Below are 13,722 nucleotides of genomic sequence, written 5' to 3' on the forward strand. Positions count from 1 at the left end.
GTCGCGATTCTAACCCAAGTCGGCCGCCGATTCGCTAACCAAAACTGCCATGAGATAACTCTTCAAGCTATTGACGACCTGACGCACACAGGGCGCGTACCCGGCGCTGCGGCGGTCTCGATTGCGGACCGGCGTCACAGTGACGATAATTTGAGTCTGGCTGAACGAGTTGCCCTTAACCCCGCGCACCGCCTTGGTTTCGTTCAAGTGAATCTTGACGTCGAGAGTCATGTGATGATCGGCCGTGCGGCGTCCCGATCCACCCTGAACGTTGATCCGCAGCGACAACTCGCTGCCGGTCACGTTGATGATTTCGGCGCGATGGTCGGAGATAAAACCTCGCAGCTTTTCCACCGCCAAATCGGTTGGAACCGGCGTGGTTAGGTGGAAGTCTTGTTGCTTCGATTGAGAGGACGAACTGAGCCAACTGAACCATCCGCCCGTTTCGGGCTTGGTGTCCGGTTCGACCAATCCACTGCCCAGTTGCACGACGCGGTTACGACCGTTTTCTTTGGCGGTCATCAAAGCACGGTCGGCCCGCGCGATGACGGTTTCGGGGGCGTCACCGGTTTGATATTCGGTCACACCTAAACTGACCGTCACCGACTCACCGCCGAGCCCTTTAAGAGGGGTCGTTTCGATCGCCCGGCGAATCTCTTCGGCGCGACGGGTCGCCGTCGCATTATCACTATTGATGGCCAAGAACGCGAATTCCTCACCGCCATAACGAGCGACGAGATCGCTTCCCCGGGTATGATTTTGCAACACGGCGGCGAACTGAATCAGCGCTTCGTCTCCCGCTTGGTGACCGTGAACATCGTTCACCTTCTTGAAGTGATCGATGTCACACATGATCAAGCTAAACGTAACGCCTTGCTGTTTCGCTTTCGTCGTGCAATGCATCAATCGGCTATCAAACTCGGCGCGGTTGGCCGCACCGGTCAGCGGATCACTGGTGGCTTTCTTGTGTAACGATTGAATTTGATTTTGCATCTCGGCTCGGTCCGAGACATCACGCACGATGACCACTGCTCCGCCGCCGGACTTCTCGTTCACCGGGGCGACTTGAACAATGATATCGCGGCCTGCGTTTTCGGCCGGTTTGTTCTTGCTGGAGTTTTTGTCTGTTTCGCTGGAAACCTTGCCCGATCGCAAACGCATTGTCCGCGTTACCACGATCTGCCGTTCCAAACATTCCTTCACCGGACAACCGGCTTCGATCGACTTGTTTTTATCTTCAAAGTTCAGTGACTCGGAATCCCAGTGCTTACCGACACATGCCGAAGCGGCAACTCTGGTCATGAACGCCATCGTGTCGTTCCAGTAGAGGATTTGCCCCTCGCGATCGGTAAACACCACACCGTCACGGAGCTGATCACCGAGCGTCTCGTAGAACGGCAAATTCGCCGCGCCACCGACCAACTCACTCAGTACCGCAGGATCAATCGACGATGGCAAAGTGGAGTGGTGTCCCGAACCGCCGGATGTCAGGTGGCGTCCGAAGAAGCGGTTCGAAACATCGGGTGAAACCTGGAGTTGTTGCAACCAACGATCGACCACACATTCATGAAGCATCTCGGGGCGTTTTTCGAGCATGTCGACGAAGTTACGAGTTAGCTCTGGATCGAACTGAGTACCACTGCCGCGAAATAGTTCTTGTAACGCTCGCTCACGACTGAGCGCGCCTCGGTAAACCTGATCGGTCGTCATCGCATCGAAGGCCCCCGCGATCGACAGCATTCGCGCGCCGACCGGCAACGCGTCACCACGAACAAAATCTTCCTGCCGTCGTGATTCGTACCACGTGTCGCTGTGACGGACGATTTCAAGCAAGACTTGATCGTTGGTGCAACCTCGCAAGATCTCGCAACCGAGTTCGGCGCAACAATCCATCGACATTTGTTCTTCAATGGTTAGCTTGCCTGGCTTGCGAAGGATTCGATCCGGGATGCCGATCTTTCCGATGTCATGCAACAACGCCGCGACTTCGATCTGATCTCGCAAGTCCGCATCCATGCCCAGTCGCTCGCACCACGCCGAACACGACAATGCGACGCGAAGACTATGAGCCGCCGTGGGGGCGTGTTTGGTTCGCAATGCATAGAACAACGAAGTGGCCATGCCCAAGCGAACCATTGCCAAACGGTTTTCGAACTGCCGTGCGACCTGGTTCCCGTTTTCAGCGTGGGCCGCCGATTCGCTAGACGCTTGCCCACCAAGGACGGCCGACGTTTGCCCCAAACGCACGATCTCGCCGGTGGCGGCTTCGCCCAATCCAACCAGCAAATCGCTTAATCGAGAGGCCGACTCGCCACTCGACGGTGAATCGGTTTCGGCGTTGACCGCATCGTTGGCAGCCCCGTCTCGGGAAACCGAATCCCGGGCAACCGGAGGCAGCGGAACCGCGACGTCGGGCGAATGCAACGAATGGAAGTGATCGGCAACGTGGTCGTTCATGAAAGTCGCGGAAGGTTCGGCGGAGCGGGTCGACGTTGGAAAAACCTAGCTCACGCTCAGGTGAGTGGATGTGCCGAACTGAAACCTTCCCCTGACTCCGACACCCTGGGGGGCCACCCAATCGGACCATTCGCTACGATTAGAACAACCCGTTTTACCGATACTGCGACGTAAAAACTTGCTCTTAGGGACCCTGGTACTTACTATGCAAAGGTAACGATGCGGGGGCAGCCATGCTAAAAAGTCGCGTCCGCCCGTTCTCATCTACTTTCCTCGCGAGCCAATGACGTGAGCCTCTCCGACGTCGATCGCCTACTGCTTCAACGATGCCTCGATCGCGAACCGCGAGCTTGGCAAAATTTCGTTGATCGTTTCGTCGGTTTAGTGGTCCATGTAGTCCAGCGAACGACCGACGGTCGGGGGCTTCAGATCGACAGTGCCACGCGCGACGATTTTGTCGCGGAAGTTTTCTTGGTGCTGGTTCGTCACGACTTCGCCGTCCTGCGTCGATTCCGGCGACAGTGCTCGTTGGCGACCTACTTGACTGTGATCGCCCGACGGGTCGTAGTACGCCGTTTGCACGCGATGCAAAACGAAGCCGCCGGCGGACACGCTCACGCGGTCGCCTCCACCAACGGACATGCGGGCGTGCATCCGGCTAATACGCATTCGGCAATCGAACGGATCGACAACACCGAACAGATTGAATATCTGATGACTCGCCTCGATGACCGTGAAGCCATGATCGTGAAGATGTTCCATCTCGAGGGAAAATCGTATCACGAAATCAGCCAGGAAATCGGCGTCAACGAAAACACCATCGGACCGACGCTACATCGTGCCCGCCTGAAGATGAATCCCCAGTAACTTCGGCAAGTATTCCGTCACCGCATCACGTCAGCGGTTGATTGAAAATGACGCACCGAAGCCAACGCGACCCCGCGTTTGGAGGCCTCATATCGTAGGGCTCGTTCGAAAAACGGGAATGCATAGCGCGGATTGCGTCGCAATGAGTACCGTTCGATCGCGACGACTAACTCCAACGACAGTTTCTTCTCTTCGACCAGTTTCACGACGTGTCGAAGGTAACTTCGCTGCACTTCGGTGGTCGCGTGCAGCCGATTGATGAGCTGTTCTTCCAACCGAGCGACCGGGTCGATGTCCGCCGACAATGTCCGTGGCGCAGTGATCTGGGCCGACACGTTCGATGTTGCCAAAGTCGCGAGTGCCACTGCGATGACGTAGCTCAGCAATGAAAACGGTAGCGATCGAAGCATAATTCAAATTCCGGAGATTGTGTCTAGAAACTCATAATGCGGCTACGCCGCAAACCTACAAGCCCGCAAGCGAGCGAATTCGCTGGTATCGGTAAGTTTGGAGCCAATTCCATCGCTGACCGGTCTGTTGATTTAATCGTTTAACGGCAAGCCGCAGGCGACAGAGCTTGAAAACGCAGCCGCCTGCGGCTTGCCGTTAAACGAAAACGCCCAAACGTGCTCTAAATCAACACGCCGTGGCGCGTCGGGCTTGTATCAATTGCGTCCGAAAAACACCAAACGCGGCAATGACTGATGCAGGCATGGGACGCCACCGATAACGAGAGCACTGTCATACTTCAATCTTGGCATCGCGTGAACAATCAATGGTGCCGACCTTCGCTACGGTTAAAGCACTAACAAAACAGGGCACCTTCATGCAAGGTGATTTCGAACGGCGTCACGTCGTCAAAAAAAAGGAGCCGCCGGACATACCGACGACTCCTTGTTCATTGAACAGGTGATGGAGGAGACTGAGACTACTTCGATTGGCCTTTATCGCCATCCGACGATGAACCCGCCGTGACGGTCTCTTCGCTCTTCGGTTCGGGTAATCCACGCACTTCGCCTTCGAAGTTCAACCGCGTTACCTTGCCGGAATCGTTGCGATGAACGTCGATCACGATTGTATCTTTGCCTTCGAACGTTCCACGCAAGAGCTCTTCGCCGAGTGGGTCTTCGATGCGTTGTTCCAAGGCACGACGCAGTGGTCGAGCCCCGTAATCGAGGTTGCTGCCTTGTTTGATCAAGAACTCCTTGGCGTCTTCGCTCAATTCGAGTGCCAATCCACGTTCGAGCAAACGCTCGCGGACCTTTTGCAGTTCGAAGTCGATGACACCCTTGAGGTCTTGTGTCGTCAGGTGACGGAAGATGATCGTGTCGTCGAGTCGGTTGAGGAACTCGGGACGGAAGACGCGTTCGATTTGATCCATCACGCGGGTCTTCATCGACTCATAACTCGCGTCCCCGTCGGGTTTGGCGAATCCGAATGCCGCTTCGTTCTTGATCGCTTCGGCACCGGCATTGGTGGTCATGATCAAGATCGTGTTGCGGAAGTCGACGTTACGACCGAACGAGTCGGTCAATCGGCCTTCTTCCATGACTTGCAACAACATGTTGAAGACGTCCGGGTGAGCCTTTTCGATTTCGTCGAACAGCACCACCGCGTACGGACGGCGTCGAATCTTCTCGGTCAACTGACCGCCTTCTTCGTAACCGACGAACCCGGGAGGTGCCCCGATCAAGCGGCTGACGTTGTGCTTTTCCATGTACTCGGACATGTCGATATGCACCAGTGCGTCGGCGTCACCGAACATGTACTCGGCGAGTGATTTCGCGAGCAACGTTTTCCCGACACCGGTCGGACCGGCGAAGATGAACGAACCGGTCGGTCGCTTGGGATCTTTCAAACCCGAGCGGCTACGACGGACCGCCTTGGCGATCGCCGTGACGGCTTGCTCTTGGCTGACGACGCGTTTGTGCAGTTCCTCTTCCATTTGCAACAACCGCAAGCTGTCTTCGGTCGACAAACGGGTCAGCGGAATGCCGGTCATCTTGCTAACGACCTCGGCGATGATTTCCTCATCGACGACGCCATCGGTTTGTTGGCTCTTCTCACGCCATTCCTGAGTGATCTGGTCCTTCTTCTTACGAAGTTTTTCGGCCTGATCACGCAGATTGGCTGCCTTCTCGAAATCTTGGTTCGCGACGGCGTCTTCCTTTTCCTTGTTCAGGTTTTCGACTTCCTCGTCGATTTCCTTCAGATCCGGCGGACGGGTCATCGTGCGAAGACGAACGCGAGCACCGGCTTCATCGATCACGTCGATGGCCTTGTCGGGCAAGCAGCGGGCGGTGATGTAACGTTCGCTCATTTCGACCGCAGCCACGACGGCATCGTCGGTGAACTGGACGCGGTGGTGTTCTTCGTAACGTTCGCGGAGTCCCTTGAGGATCTCGATCGTTTCCTTCTTTCCGGTCGGTTCGACCATGATTTCTTGGAAACGACGGGCCAGAGCGTTGTCCTTTTCGATGTACTTACGGTACTCGTCCAGGGTCGTCGCCCCGATGCACTGGATTTCACCACGAGCCAAGGCGGGCTTGAGCACGTTGGCGGCGTCAATCGCACCTTCGGCACCACCGGCACCAACGAGCGTGTGAAGTTCGTCGATGAACAGGATCGTATTCTTAACACGGCGGACTTCGGTCATGACCGCTTTGATGCGTTCTTCGAACTGGCCGCGATACTTGGTACCGGCGACCATCATCGCGAGGTCCAACACGACGATCCGTTTGTCGGCCAGGATTTCGGGGACTTCGCCGGCGATCACGCGTTGTGCGAAACCTTCGATGATGGCGGTTTTCCCCACACCGGCTTCGCCCAACAGGACCGGGTTGTTCTTGGTACGGCGGCACAGAATTTGGATCGCGCGTTCGATTTCGCGTTCGCGTCCGATGACCGGATCGAGTTCGCCTTTCTTGGCCAATTCGGTCAGGTCGCGACCGAAACTGTCTAGGGCCGGGGTTTTGGACTTGCCGCTCTTGCTGCTCGCGCTTCCGCCGCCCGAACCGCCTTCGCTATCACCAGCGCGTCCGCCACGTTCGCCGACTTCGGCTCCTTCGAGGCCGTGGCCGAGCAGATTGAGGACTTCCTCACGGACGTCTTCAAGCTTCAGGCCCAAATTCATCAGAACCTGTGCGGCGACACCTTCCTGTTCACGCAACAAACCCAACAGGATGTGTTCGGTGCCCACGTAGGAATGATTCAGGTTGCGAGCCTCTTCCATCGAATACTCGATGACTTTCTTCGCTCGCGGGGTTTGCGGCAATTTGCCGACGGTCACCATCTCGGGACCGCTTTGGACGAGTTTTTCGACTTCGAGTCGGATTTTTCGCAAATCCACGTCGAGGTTCTTCAGCACGTTGGCGGCGACGCCACTGCCTTCTTTGACCAGCCCGAGCAGAATGTGCTCGGTGCCGATGTATTCATGATTGAATCGTTGAGCCTCTTGGTTAGCCAATTGCATGACCTTCCGGGCTCGGTCAGTAAACCGTTCGTACATGTTCTCTTCGTCCCTTCAAATGATCTGGTTCCGAACCCTGCCGCGTTAGCAATCCTTTAGCAAGACGCCCCCCGAGGGAGCAAGATCGAGCCTGCCACGGACGCGACTGGACTGTCAAAATGGCGAATCTTTCGTTTGGAAAACCCACTAACGCAAACGGTACGCCACAACTAGGGTGGAAGACCAGTGGGAGTGGCCTAAGGCTGGGAAAAACGTGAAAATAAACCGCCTAGACGGTTCCGTCCCACAATTCCCCCAACCGTTCGCATTACTCAGAGCTTAACGTCTGTACGGTTTGGGGGGGATAGGAGTTTGCCGGTTCCGGTAGGATCGCTCGGATCGTTTCGTAAAGTCGCTTTCCGGCTTTGGCACGCTTGATGTCGTCAAAGGCACCGAAGTCACGGCTGTCGTCGCGTAAACCGTATTCGAACTCACCCATCGGGCTGGCGAATGAAATCACGACGAAGTACAGCAACGTCGAGGTCGCCGATTCGCCCGGTGTTCCCATCTGCACTTCTTCAAGCCTGATCGATCCGATCGAATCCGCCGGAATGCACCAACGCTCTTTCTTGCCTTCGAAAAGCAAACGGGCCCCTTTCGGATCGACCTGCATCAGGGCGGTCTCGCGAATTTTGAAGACGAGTTTGTCGAATTGATCGGTTTCGCGAACTTCGATCTCAAAATTGCCCCGGGCATCGACGTCGATTTTGTAACCGGTCCGCTGTTTGATTTGCGTGCGAACCATTTTTCCGAGCGTACGCGAGGTCGCCGCCGTCGAGTAACGTTCAGTGATCTGAGCCATGACCATCATTACCAGGATCGTTAACACGACGACGATGATCCATTCGTAACCGACCAGTTGATTCCAATTCTGGTACAGGTACCAAATCATGTATCCGACGCTGACCGCCCAAATCAAGAAGGGTAAGCACTGTTGCACGATCGCCCAGATCATCGCCGGTGGCGCGATCAACGAAGCTTGCTCGTCTCCCAGCGTTTCGATCGACGCCGTGCGGTTAGGCCGGCCTTCGGTTCGCTGCCAAGAGTACGATTCGGCCACCGTCTTGTCCGTCGCGGGGTCCCAACCGTCGAGCCGAATGGGGATGCCCGCCTGATGAATCGCACGGGCCAATCGACGCAGTTCCGTGAGCGTTCGGCCGGGGGGATGAAGTTGGTGAGCGGTAAAGCGGTCCGTTACGCGCTGAACCAGTGGCAGCCGCTGATCGTGTTCACCGAGGATGGCGGGCTGCCGATTCACAACAACGACACCGAGCGAGATCTTCGTCGTCTGACGATCGGTCGCAAGAGCTGGTTGTTCTTGGGCAGCGAGGCGGGCGGTGAAGTGGCTGCGAGACTGTACACGCTGACCGCCAGTGCCCACCAACACAACCTGGACTTGTGGGCGTATCTGGAGGACGTGCTGCGGCGTCTTGCTGGTGGCGATTCTGACCTGGACGCGCTGCTACCGAACGCCTGGGCGAAGTCTCATCCAGACAAAGTCCGCAGCTACCGCCAAGCGGAATCGCTGGCCCGCGCCGCCCAAACCAAAGCCCGCCGAGCCCGCCGGCGGAAACCGAACCGCAAATAGTTCTGCCGAAAGCTTACTAACAAACCACTGACTATCCGGCGTCATCGTTAAAGCCGCTATTGCAAGTCGATGAACAGCGTGGAATCTTGCAACATTCGCTCAGATTGGCTGGCGAGCCGTCTCGCAGTGTGCGATAACTGTTCGTGTTAACGTAGAGGACTTCGCACTTGCTAGTGCCCCGGCTTGGCGGAGTTTCTCGATGGCGTAGGGATCGGATTGTTGCCCCAATCCGATCCCTTGCCCGCCATCGAATCTTCAGGTTGCCCTGCTTCAGCATCGCTCTTGCACGGGACGCCGCTCGAAAAATGTTGATTTTTGGGATCGGTTATTTCGGACACGGATGGGCTGGTTTGCAATGGGCTGGATGGAGTGATTTTATCGGCTAAGAAGGTGATCCGCTTCATCCGGAACGGTCGTTCTGGTGGGAACGTGTCACGAAAGTTAACGTAAATGCAAAAGCCTCCCGACGTTCCGATTCACTATCAATCGTCCTTCGACGAAGAGAAGGCGTCGATATTGGCTGCCGTGTTTGAGTGGCACCATTCCGAGCACAGCCAACCGCTGGGTCTAGATTCATTCGAGTCGATGGTCGCGATCAAGAATTTAAGTCGGGTGATCACGTTCGAAAATGCCGCCTTTCGCCGCTACATGCTGAACGAAAAATCAGCCGTCGGATCGACACTGGATAGCCACTTCCTGCCCCACCTCGTGAAGACGTCGACCGATTCCGACCGGCTCATTCTCGACGGAGTCATGAACATTGAGATTGAGCATCTCTGTCGTTGGGAAAACGGACGCACAGTTACGATGCGAACGTTCAAGCGTCGGCTCGATGAACTGAAAAGCCCCAACTACGCGATCATCGTCATCTCTCGCGCGAAGGAATACGTCGGTTCAACGGAAGCGGAAAAACGAAAAAGTTTGAACGAAGTCTTGTCGGTTCTTCTTGGAATGGACGAAACGGATCGTACGATTTGTCGCGGATACGTCATGGGTGATTCGACGAAGGAGATCGCCTCGCGCGTCGGGCTAACGACCAAGGCAGTTGAAAACCGTCGTCACAAGATCATGGACCTGATGGGCGTTCAAAAACCCATCGATATTGTGAAGCTCATGGTTCGCCTGCAGGAAAACGGTCTTATCGACGATCAGTTTTAGGCTCCTCTCAGACAGAGCGTTCGCCGTGGTTTTCCGAACCGAGCAACTCTTCAACCGCAGCCTGGATGCCCCGTCGAGGATCTCGGGAATCGGCTTTGACAACGATACCTGGAAAAGCCTTCAACGCCTCTTTGACCTTAGCAAACGCTAGTTTGCCAGCACCTGAATCACTTTCCGGGAGTAGGGCAAGCAGTTCCGACTTGCCCTCTACCCTTGCAATGACTTCATCAGCCGTCAACACTTTGCTCACCGCAGACACAACTTCGCGAAGGGGCCACTCCTGGTCCGAAGGCACTTTTAGACTGAGCAGCGTCGCAGGATGGCCGAACTTCTGGCATCGGATTTCTTCCGCGGCCGCGTATTGTTCCCATCCGGCTTGGCTGAGCGCTCCCGATTCGCGATCCACTAATCGCGAAACATCCAACCGAAGTTCGCTTCTCGCTTCGGCAGACGATTTGAGTTCTGCGACGAGGCAAGTGCTTAACAGCCGACCGATCAATTCGATCGCGTTCTGTTCCTTGATCAGCTCATCACTTTGAGGGAGTGGATCAATCGCGCACAGAGTGCCAAACAGCTCTCCATCGGCATCCTTCAACGGAATCCCAACATACGCGCCGATTTGCACTTGGGAACCTATCGGTGCTGCTGCGTACGCAGGTACATCGTCCGACCGAGGGGAGATGCAAGGTCCTCGTCCAATCACCATTTGCGAGCAGAAGGAATCAGCCCAGCGAAACACGGCACCTGGCTTGACTCCGTAACCATGGTCTTCAGCGTGCAAAACGATCCAGTCATTCTCTTCGGTACGCGTTACCATCCACAATCCGAATCCGTATCGGTTGTGCAGGTACTTCAATACATCAGCGGCCGCGAGTGCGAAGGTCGGATAGGGCTTGTGTGCGGGCATGATTTGGTTTTCGAAGTGAGACACCATGCGGGAATAAATGGGGTCAAGTATCGTCGCCGGAACGGTCCTTTAGGTGCCTGGCACAGCCATGCCCACTAACGCAAACGGTACGCCACAACTGGGGTGGAAGACCAGTGGGAGTGGCCTAAGGCCGGGAAAAACGCGAAAATAAACCGCCTAAACGGTTTCACCCCGCTTTAAACCAACCGTTCGCATTACTCAGAGCTTAACGTCTGTACGGTTTGGGGGGGATAGGAGTTTGCCGGTTCCGGTAGGATCGCTCGGATCGTTTCGTAAAGTCGCTTTCCGGCTTTGGCACGCTTGATGTCGTCAAAGGCACCGAAGTCACGGCTGTCGTCGCGTAAACCGTATTCGAACTCACCCATCGGGCTGGCAAACGAAATCAAGACGAAGTACAGCAACGTCGAGGTTGCCGATTCGCCCGGTGTTCCGACCTGCACTTCCTCGAGCCTGATCGATCCGATCGAATCTGCCGGAATGCACCAACGCTCTTTTTTGCCCTCGAAAAGCAAACGGGCTCCTTTCGCATCGACCTGCATCAAGGGTAAGCGTTCTATCTGCCCAGGCGGGTGAACCGGGGCAGTGGGCCGCGTACTAGAAGTCCGAGTCACCGTCGCCGGTTCGTTGGGCGCACTCCAGGTGCTCGCACAGTTCCACGACCGCATCGAGGCGATTCTGGGGGAGGGGGGCGTTGTGCGCGGTCGGTCAAAATCAGACTCGCAATCCGCTTCGCTGCGTTTCGCAATGGCCAAACCTCAAAACGCAGAACCGATTTCGTCCTTGGTGAATAATGCGGGATAACCACCTTACCATCGACAGATGGGTTTCAGACATCTTACCAGAAGGATTATAAACAATGGCAAGCTATGCATTCGAGATCGAGCAAGGGAAATTCTTGGACATTGCGTCTGAAAAGCAAGAAATGGACCTGCCGAATGATTGGAAGGTTGAGCGACTTTCCGTGTCGGAATTTTGTGTCAAGCTTAAATCCGGATTGCTCGATGATCCCATTCAATGGCTTCGCGAAGACTATCTGCAAGAACTAACGCGAATACTGGGAGAACTTCAATCCTACGCAGATCCTTCATCCAAAGAAATAGTTCAACACAATATATCAGAACTAAGTAATCAACTGTCCACTTATCAGCCGCTGAATCTTCTCTTGAGTAAACTTCGGACGAATCTCCCAGAAGAACGATGTGATTTCGTCTACGAGATTGCGGAGTGGCCATTTGCCGATGTTTCGCTGATCAGAACAGTAGAATGTACAGTTGATCGCCTTTGCTTCAATGTACTCAATATGATTAAGGCATCTTATGATTGTGGATGCATACCGGTTGGTTGGGTTGAGATGGATCGTGAGCACCAAAATTATCACAGCGGGACGATGGTAATTTTAGATCCGAATTCATAGTGACAGTTTAGTGTCGAAGAAAAGCACTGTCGAAGAAAAGTTGGACGCAGAAAAGGTGTCCGGTACGAATGGCACGGGCGTTAGCGATGGCAATCAAGATGTCGTTGCTCTGAGTTGCTGGATTCACTACCGGTAGTGCTAGCAAATCGTCACGTTTATTCGCCAGCATTTGCAATACCAAGATTGGTTTGAAATCACGGCGAAGCTCCGTTGAAATGGTGGTTCTCAACGTCACTACTCGCAGGAGCGTTCACCGTGAAAGATCAGTCTACCGACTCACCTCCAGATCTTCAAAGCAAATTGCGATCGGCTAAATCGCTCTGCCTTGATCTGCTCCTGCCGAAACCCGAAGTCCTCACCATGTGCGATGAGATCGGCCATGAATATCGCGATCGAATCTACAACCCGATGATTGTCGTCTGGATGTTCATCACCCAGGTACTCTCGAAGGATCACAGTTGCCAACAGGCGGTCACACGTTTCAATGCCTGGCGTGTCGCTCGCGGACTATCGAAAGTCAGTAGTGTCACGACTGCTTACTGCAAGGCACGCTGTCGATTGCCTGAGGAACTCTTTGAGCGACTGCTGGCTTGGACCTCCAGTCGATGTGAACAAGTCACCAACGAATCATGGTTGTTCCACAACCGCATCGTTGAAATGGTTGATGGCTGGACGGTGATGATGGCTGATACTGATGAGAATCAAGAGGAGTACCCTCAGATGACGAGCCAAAAGCCAGGATGCGGATTTCCGATTGCCAGAATGATCGGAGTGTTTTCCCTCGCCACGGGCGCGATCAACCATACCGCGATCGGCCCCTACAAGGGAAAGCAAACGGGTGAAACCTCACTGCTGCGAACGGCTTTAGACCGTATTTTGCCAGGCCGAATCCTACTCGCCGATCGCTACTACGCGAGCTTTTAGTTATTGGATGCCAGTGAGATGCGTGGCATCGACTTGGTCGCGCGAGTTCATCACCTTCGCAAGGTCGACTTCAGACGCGGGCTCAAGCAAGGGTATCTCGATCAACTTGTCGGTTATCGAAAACCTCAGCGTCCGAAATGGATGAGCGAAGAGGAATATGCCAAATATCCGTCGCTGGTTCTGGTTCGTCACTTGAAGTACAAGGTCGAACAGAAGGGCTTTCGAACTCGAGAGATCACGCTGGCAACTACGTTGCTTGACGCCGAAGTCTACCCGGCTGAAGAGCTAGCTTCGCTGTATGGTCGGCGTTGGAGTGTCGAACTTCATATTCGAAGTCTAAAGACTCAAATGCAGATGGATCATCTACGTTGCAAGAGTCCACAGATGGTTCGCAAAGAGATTCACTGTCACATGATCGGTTACAATTTGGTCCGTGCTGCGATGCTGGCTTCGGCTTTAAAGTTTAGGATGGATCCTTGCCAGCTGAGTTTTACCGGGGCGATGCAAGCGATTGAAGAATTCGCCTCGTCACTTCGCCTGGGTTCACGTCGTCGAGACGACCAGTGGGACAACTTGCTTGAAATCATATCCGAGTTGACCGTGGGTCACCGGCCCGGCCGACAAGAAAGAAGAGAACTCAAGCGTCGCCCGAAGAACTATCGACTCATGACTTGCCCACGCAATCCGAACCGAAACCGTTACGCCACCGCAGCTTAGGCTTACGCCCGTGCCATTCGTACCGGACACCTTTTCTTCGTTGTCCTTCGCAAGATAACGTTTGGTCATCGTAGTGAAGCGGGTGCTCATCGGATGGCGCAATTGATGAGTGTTGCAGAAACGGCTCGCCGTCACGGTCATCGCCCCAGTGACATTTATTT

13 protein-coding genes are annotated in these 13,722 nt (G+C 54.8%); 6 read left to right on the forward strand and 7 right to left on the reverse strand.

The window, feature by feature from the left end; genetic code table 11:
* Positions 1 to 9: 9 nt before the first annotated feature.
* Positions 10 to 2,457, reverse strand: a complete 2,448-nt coding sequence (locus tag Pla100_RS04720; protein WP_146576424.1) for a sensor domain-containing diguanylate cyclase/phosphohydrolase — start codon at positions 2,455 to 2,457, stop codon at positions 10 to 12.
* Positions 2,458 to 2,745: 288 nt separating this feature from the next.
* Here Pla100_RS04720 and Pla100_RS04725 point away from each other — a divergent pair, with 288 nt between their 5' ends.
* Positions 2,746 to 3,324 carry an RNA polymerase sigma factor gene (locus Pla100_RS04725; protein WP_146576425.1) on the forward strand — a complete coding sequence of 193 codons (579 nt, stop codon included), beginning with the start codon at positions 2,746 to 2,748 and terminating at the stop codon, positions 3,322 to 3,324.
* Between the two features lie 17 nt (positions 3,325 to 3,341).
* Here Pla100_RS04725 and Pla100_RS04730 read toward each other — a convergent pair whose 3' ends face one another.
* The 3 genes from Pla100_RS04730 to Pla100_RS04740 all read right to left on the reverse strand — a co-directional run bounded on the left by Pla100_RS04730 (position 3,342) and on the right by Pla100_RS04740 (position 7,964).
* The gene (locus Pla100_RS04730; RefSeq protein WP_146576426.1) at positions 3,342 to 3,734 is read right to left on the reverse strand and encodes a hypothetical protein; all 393 of its coding nucleotides are present in this window, start codon (positions 3,732 to 3,734) and stop codon (positions 3,342 to 3,344) included.
* Positions 3,735 to 4,252: 518 nt separating this feature from the next.
* Positions 4,253 to 6,832: an ATP-dependent Clp protease ATP-binding subunit gene (locus Pla100_RS04735; RefSeq protein WP_146576427.1), complete on the reverse strand. Its 2,580-nt coding sequence runs from the start codon at positions 6,830 to 6,832 to the stop codon at positions 4,253 to 4,255.
* 268 nt (positions 6,833 to 7,100) lie between these two features.
* The gene (locus tag Pla100_RS04740; RefSeq protein ID WP_146576428.1) at positions 7,101 to 7,964 is read right to left on the reverse strand and encodes a hypothetical protein; all 864 of its coding nucleotides are present in this window, start codon (positions 7,962 to 7,964) and stop codon (positions 7,101 to 7,103) included.
* Here Pla100_RS04740 and Pla100_RS04745 point away from each other — a divergent pair.
* Positions 7,947 to 8,420 (forward strand): IS66 family transposase, encoded by a 474-nt coding sequence (locus tag Pla100_RS04745; protein ID WP_146576429.1) that lies wholly within the window; start codon positions 7,947 to 7,949, stop codon positions 8,418 to 8,420. The genes Pla100_RS04740 and Pla100_RS04745 overlap by 18 nt on opposite strands.
* 170 nt (positions 8,421 to 8,590) lie before the next feature.
* Here Pla100_RS04745 and Pla100_RS04750 read toward each other — a convergent pair whose 3' ends face one another.
* Positions 8,591 to 8,824: a hypothetical protein gene (locus Pla100_RS04750; RefSeq protein WP_146576430.1), complete on the reverse strand. Its 234-nt coding sequence runs from the start codon at positions 8,822 to 8,824 to the stop codon at positions 8,591 to 8,593.
* A gap of 46 nt (positions 8,825 to 8,870) precedes the next feature.
* On the opposite strand from Pla100_RS04750, the gene Pla100_RS04755 reads away from it, so the two are divergent.
* Positions 8,871 to 9,578, forward strand: a complete 708-nt coding sequence (locus tag Pla100_RS04755; RefSeq protein WP_146576431.1) for a hypothetical protein — start codon at positions 8,871 to 8,873, stop codon at positions 9,576 to 9,578.
* Between the two features lie 7 nt (positions 9,579 to 9,585).
* On the opposite strand, the gene Pla100_RS04760 is transcribed toward Pla100_RS04755, so the two are convergent.
* Both Pla100_RS04760 and Pla100_RS04765 read right to left on the reverse strand, forming a co-directional pair.
* Positions 9,586 to 10,485, reverse strand: coding sequence for a GAF domain-containing protein (locus Pla100_RS04760; RefSeq protein ID WP_146576432.1), 900 nt, complete (start codon positions 10,483 to 10,485; stop codon positions 9,586 to 9,588).
* 215 nt (positions 10,486 to 10,700) lie between these two features.
* Positions 10,701 to 11,117, reverse strand: a complete 417-nt coding sequence (locus tag Pla100_RS04765) for a hypothetical protein (RefSeq protein ID WP_146576433.1) — start codon at positions 11,115 to 11,117, stop codon at positions 10,701 to 10,703.
* 245 nt (positions 11,118 to 11,362) lie between these two features.
* On the opposite strand from Pla100_RS04765, the gene Pla100_RS04770 reads away from it, so the two are divergent.
* From Pla100_RS04770 to Pla100_RS31485, 3 genes are all read left to right on the forward strand, one after another.
* Positions 11,363 to 11,920: a hypothetical protein gene (locus tag Pla100_RS04770; RefSeq protein ID WP_146576434.1), complete on the forward strand. Its 558-nt coding sequence runs from the start codon at positions 11,363 to 11,365 to the stop codon at positions 11,918 to 11,920.
* A gap of 255 nt (positions 11,921 to 12,175) precedes the next feature.
* A complete protein-coding gene (locus tag Pla100_RS31480) occupies positions 12,176 to 12,844 on the forward strand; it encodes a hypothetical protein (RefSeq protein WP_231602707.1) in 669 nt (222 codons plus the stop codon).
* 18 nt (positions 12,845 to 12,862) lie between these two features.
* Positions 12,863 to 13,561 carry a transposase gene (locus Pla100_RS31485; protein WP_231602708.1) on the forward strand — a complete coding sequence of 233 codons (699 nt, stop codon included), beginning with the start codon at positions 12,863 to 12,865 and terminating at the stop codon, positions 13,559 to 13,561.
* Positions 13,562 to 13,722 lie beyond the last annotated feature (161 nt).

This window comes from Neorhodopirellula pilleata (assembly GCF_007859915.1).
Taxonomy (GTDB): Bacteria; Planctomycetota; Planctomycetia; order Pirellulales; family Pirellulaceae; genus Rhodopirellula; species Rhodopirellula pilleata.

Bases quoted from the DNA above. Each gene is read 5' to 3' on its own strand.
- Pla100_RS04745 (WP_146576429.1), top strand. From the start codon at position 7,947: ATGAATCGCACGGGCCAATCGACGCAGTTCCGTGAGCGTTCGGCCGGG.
- Pla100_RS04730 (WP_146576426.1), bottom strand. From the start codon at position 3,734: ATGCTTCGATCGCTACCGTTTTCATTGCTGAGCTACGTCATCGCAGTG.
- Pla100_RS04755 (WP_146576431.1), top strand. From the start codon at position 8,871: ATGCAAAAGCCTCCCGACGTTCCGATTCACTATCAATCGTCCTTCGAC.
- Pla100_RS04720 (WP_146576424.1), bottom strand. From the start codon at position 2,457: ATGAACGACCACGTTGCCGATCACTTCCATTCGTTGCATTCGCCCGAC.
- Pla100_RS04770 (WP_146576434.1), top strand. From the start codon at position 11,363: ATGGCAAGCTATGCATTCGAGATCGAGCAAGGGAAATTCTTGGACATT.
- Pla100_RS04750 (WP_146576430.1), bottom strand. From the start codon at position 8,824: ATGAAGCGGATCACCTTCTTAGCCGATAAAATCACTCCATCCAGCCCA.
- Pla100_RS31485 (WP_231602708.1), top strand. From the start codon at position 12,863: ATGCGTGGCATCGACTTGGTCGCGCGAGTTCATCACCTTCGCAAGGTC.
- Pla100_RS04735 (WP_146576427.1), bottom strand. From the start codon at position 6,832: ATGTACGAACGGTTTACTGACCGAGCCCGGAAGGTCATGCAATTGGCT.
- Pla100_RS04760 (WP_146576432.1), bottom strand. From the start codon at position 10,485: ATGCCCGCACACAAGCCCTATCCGACCTTCGCACTCGCGGCCGCTGAT.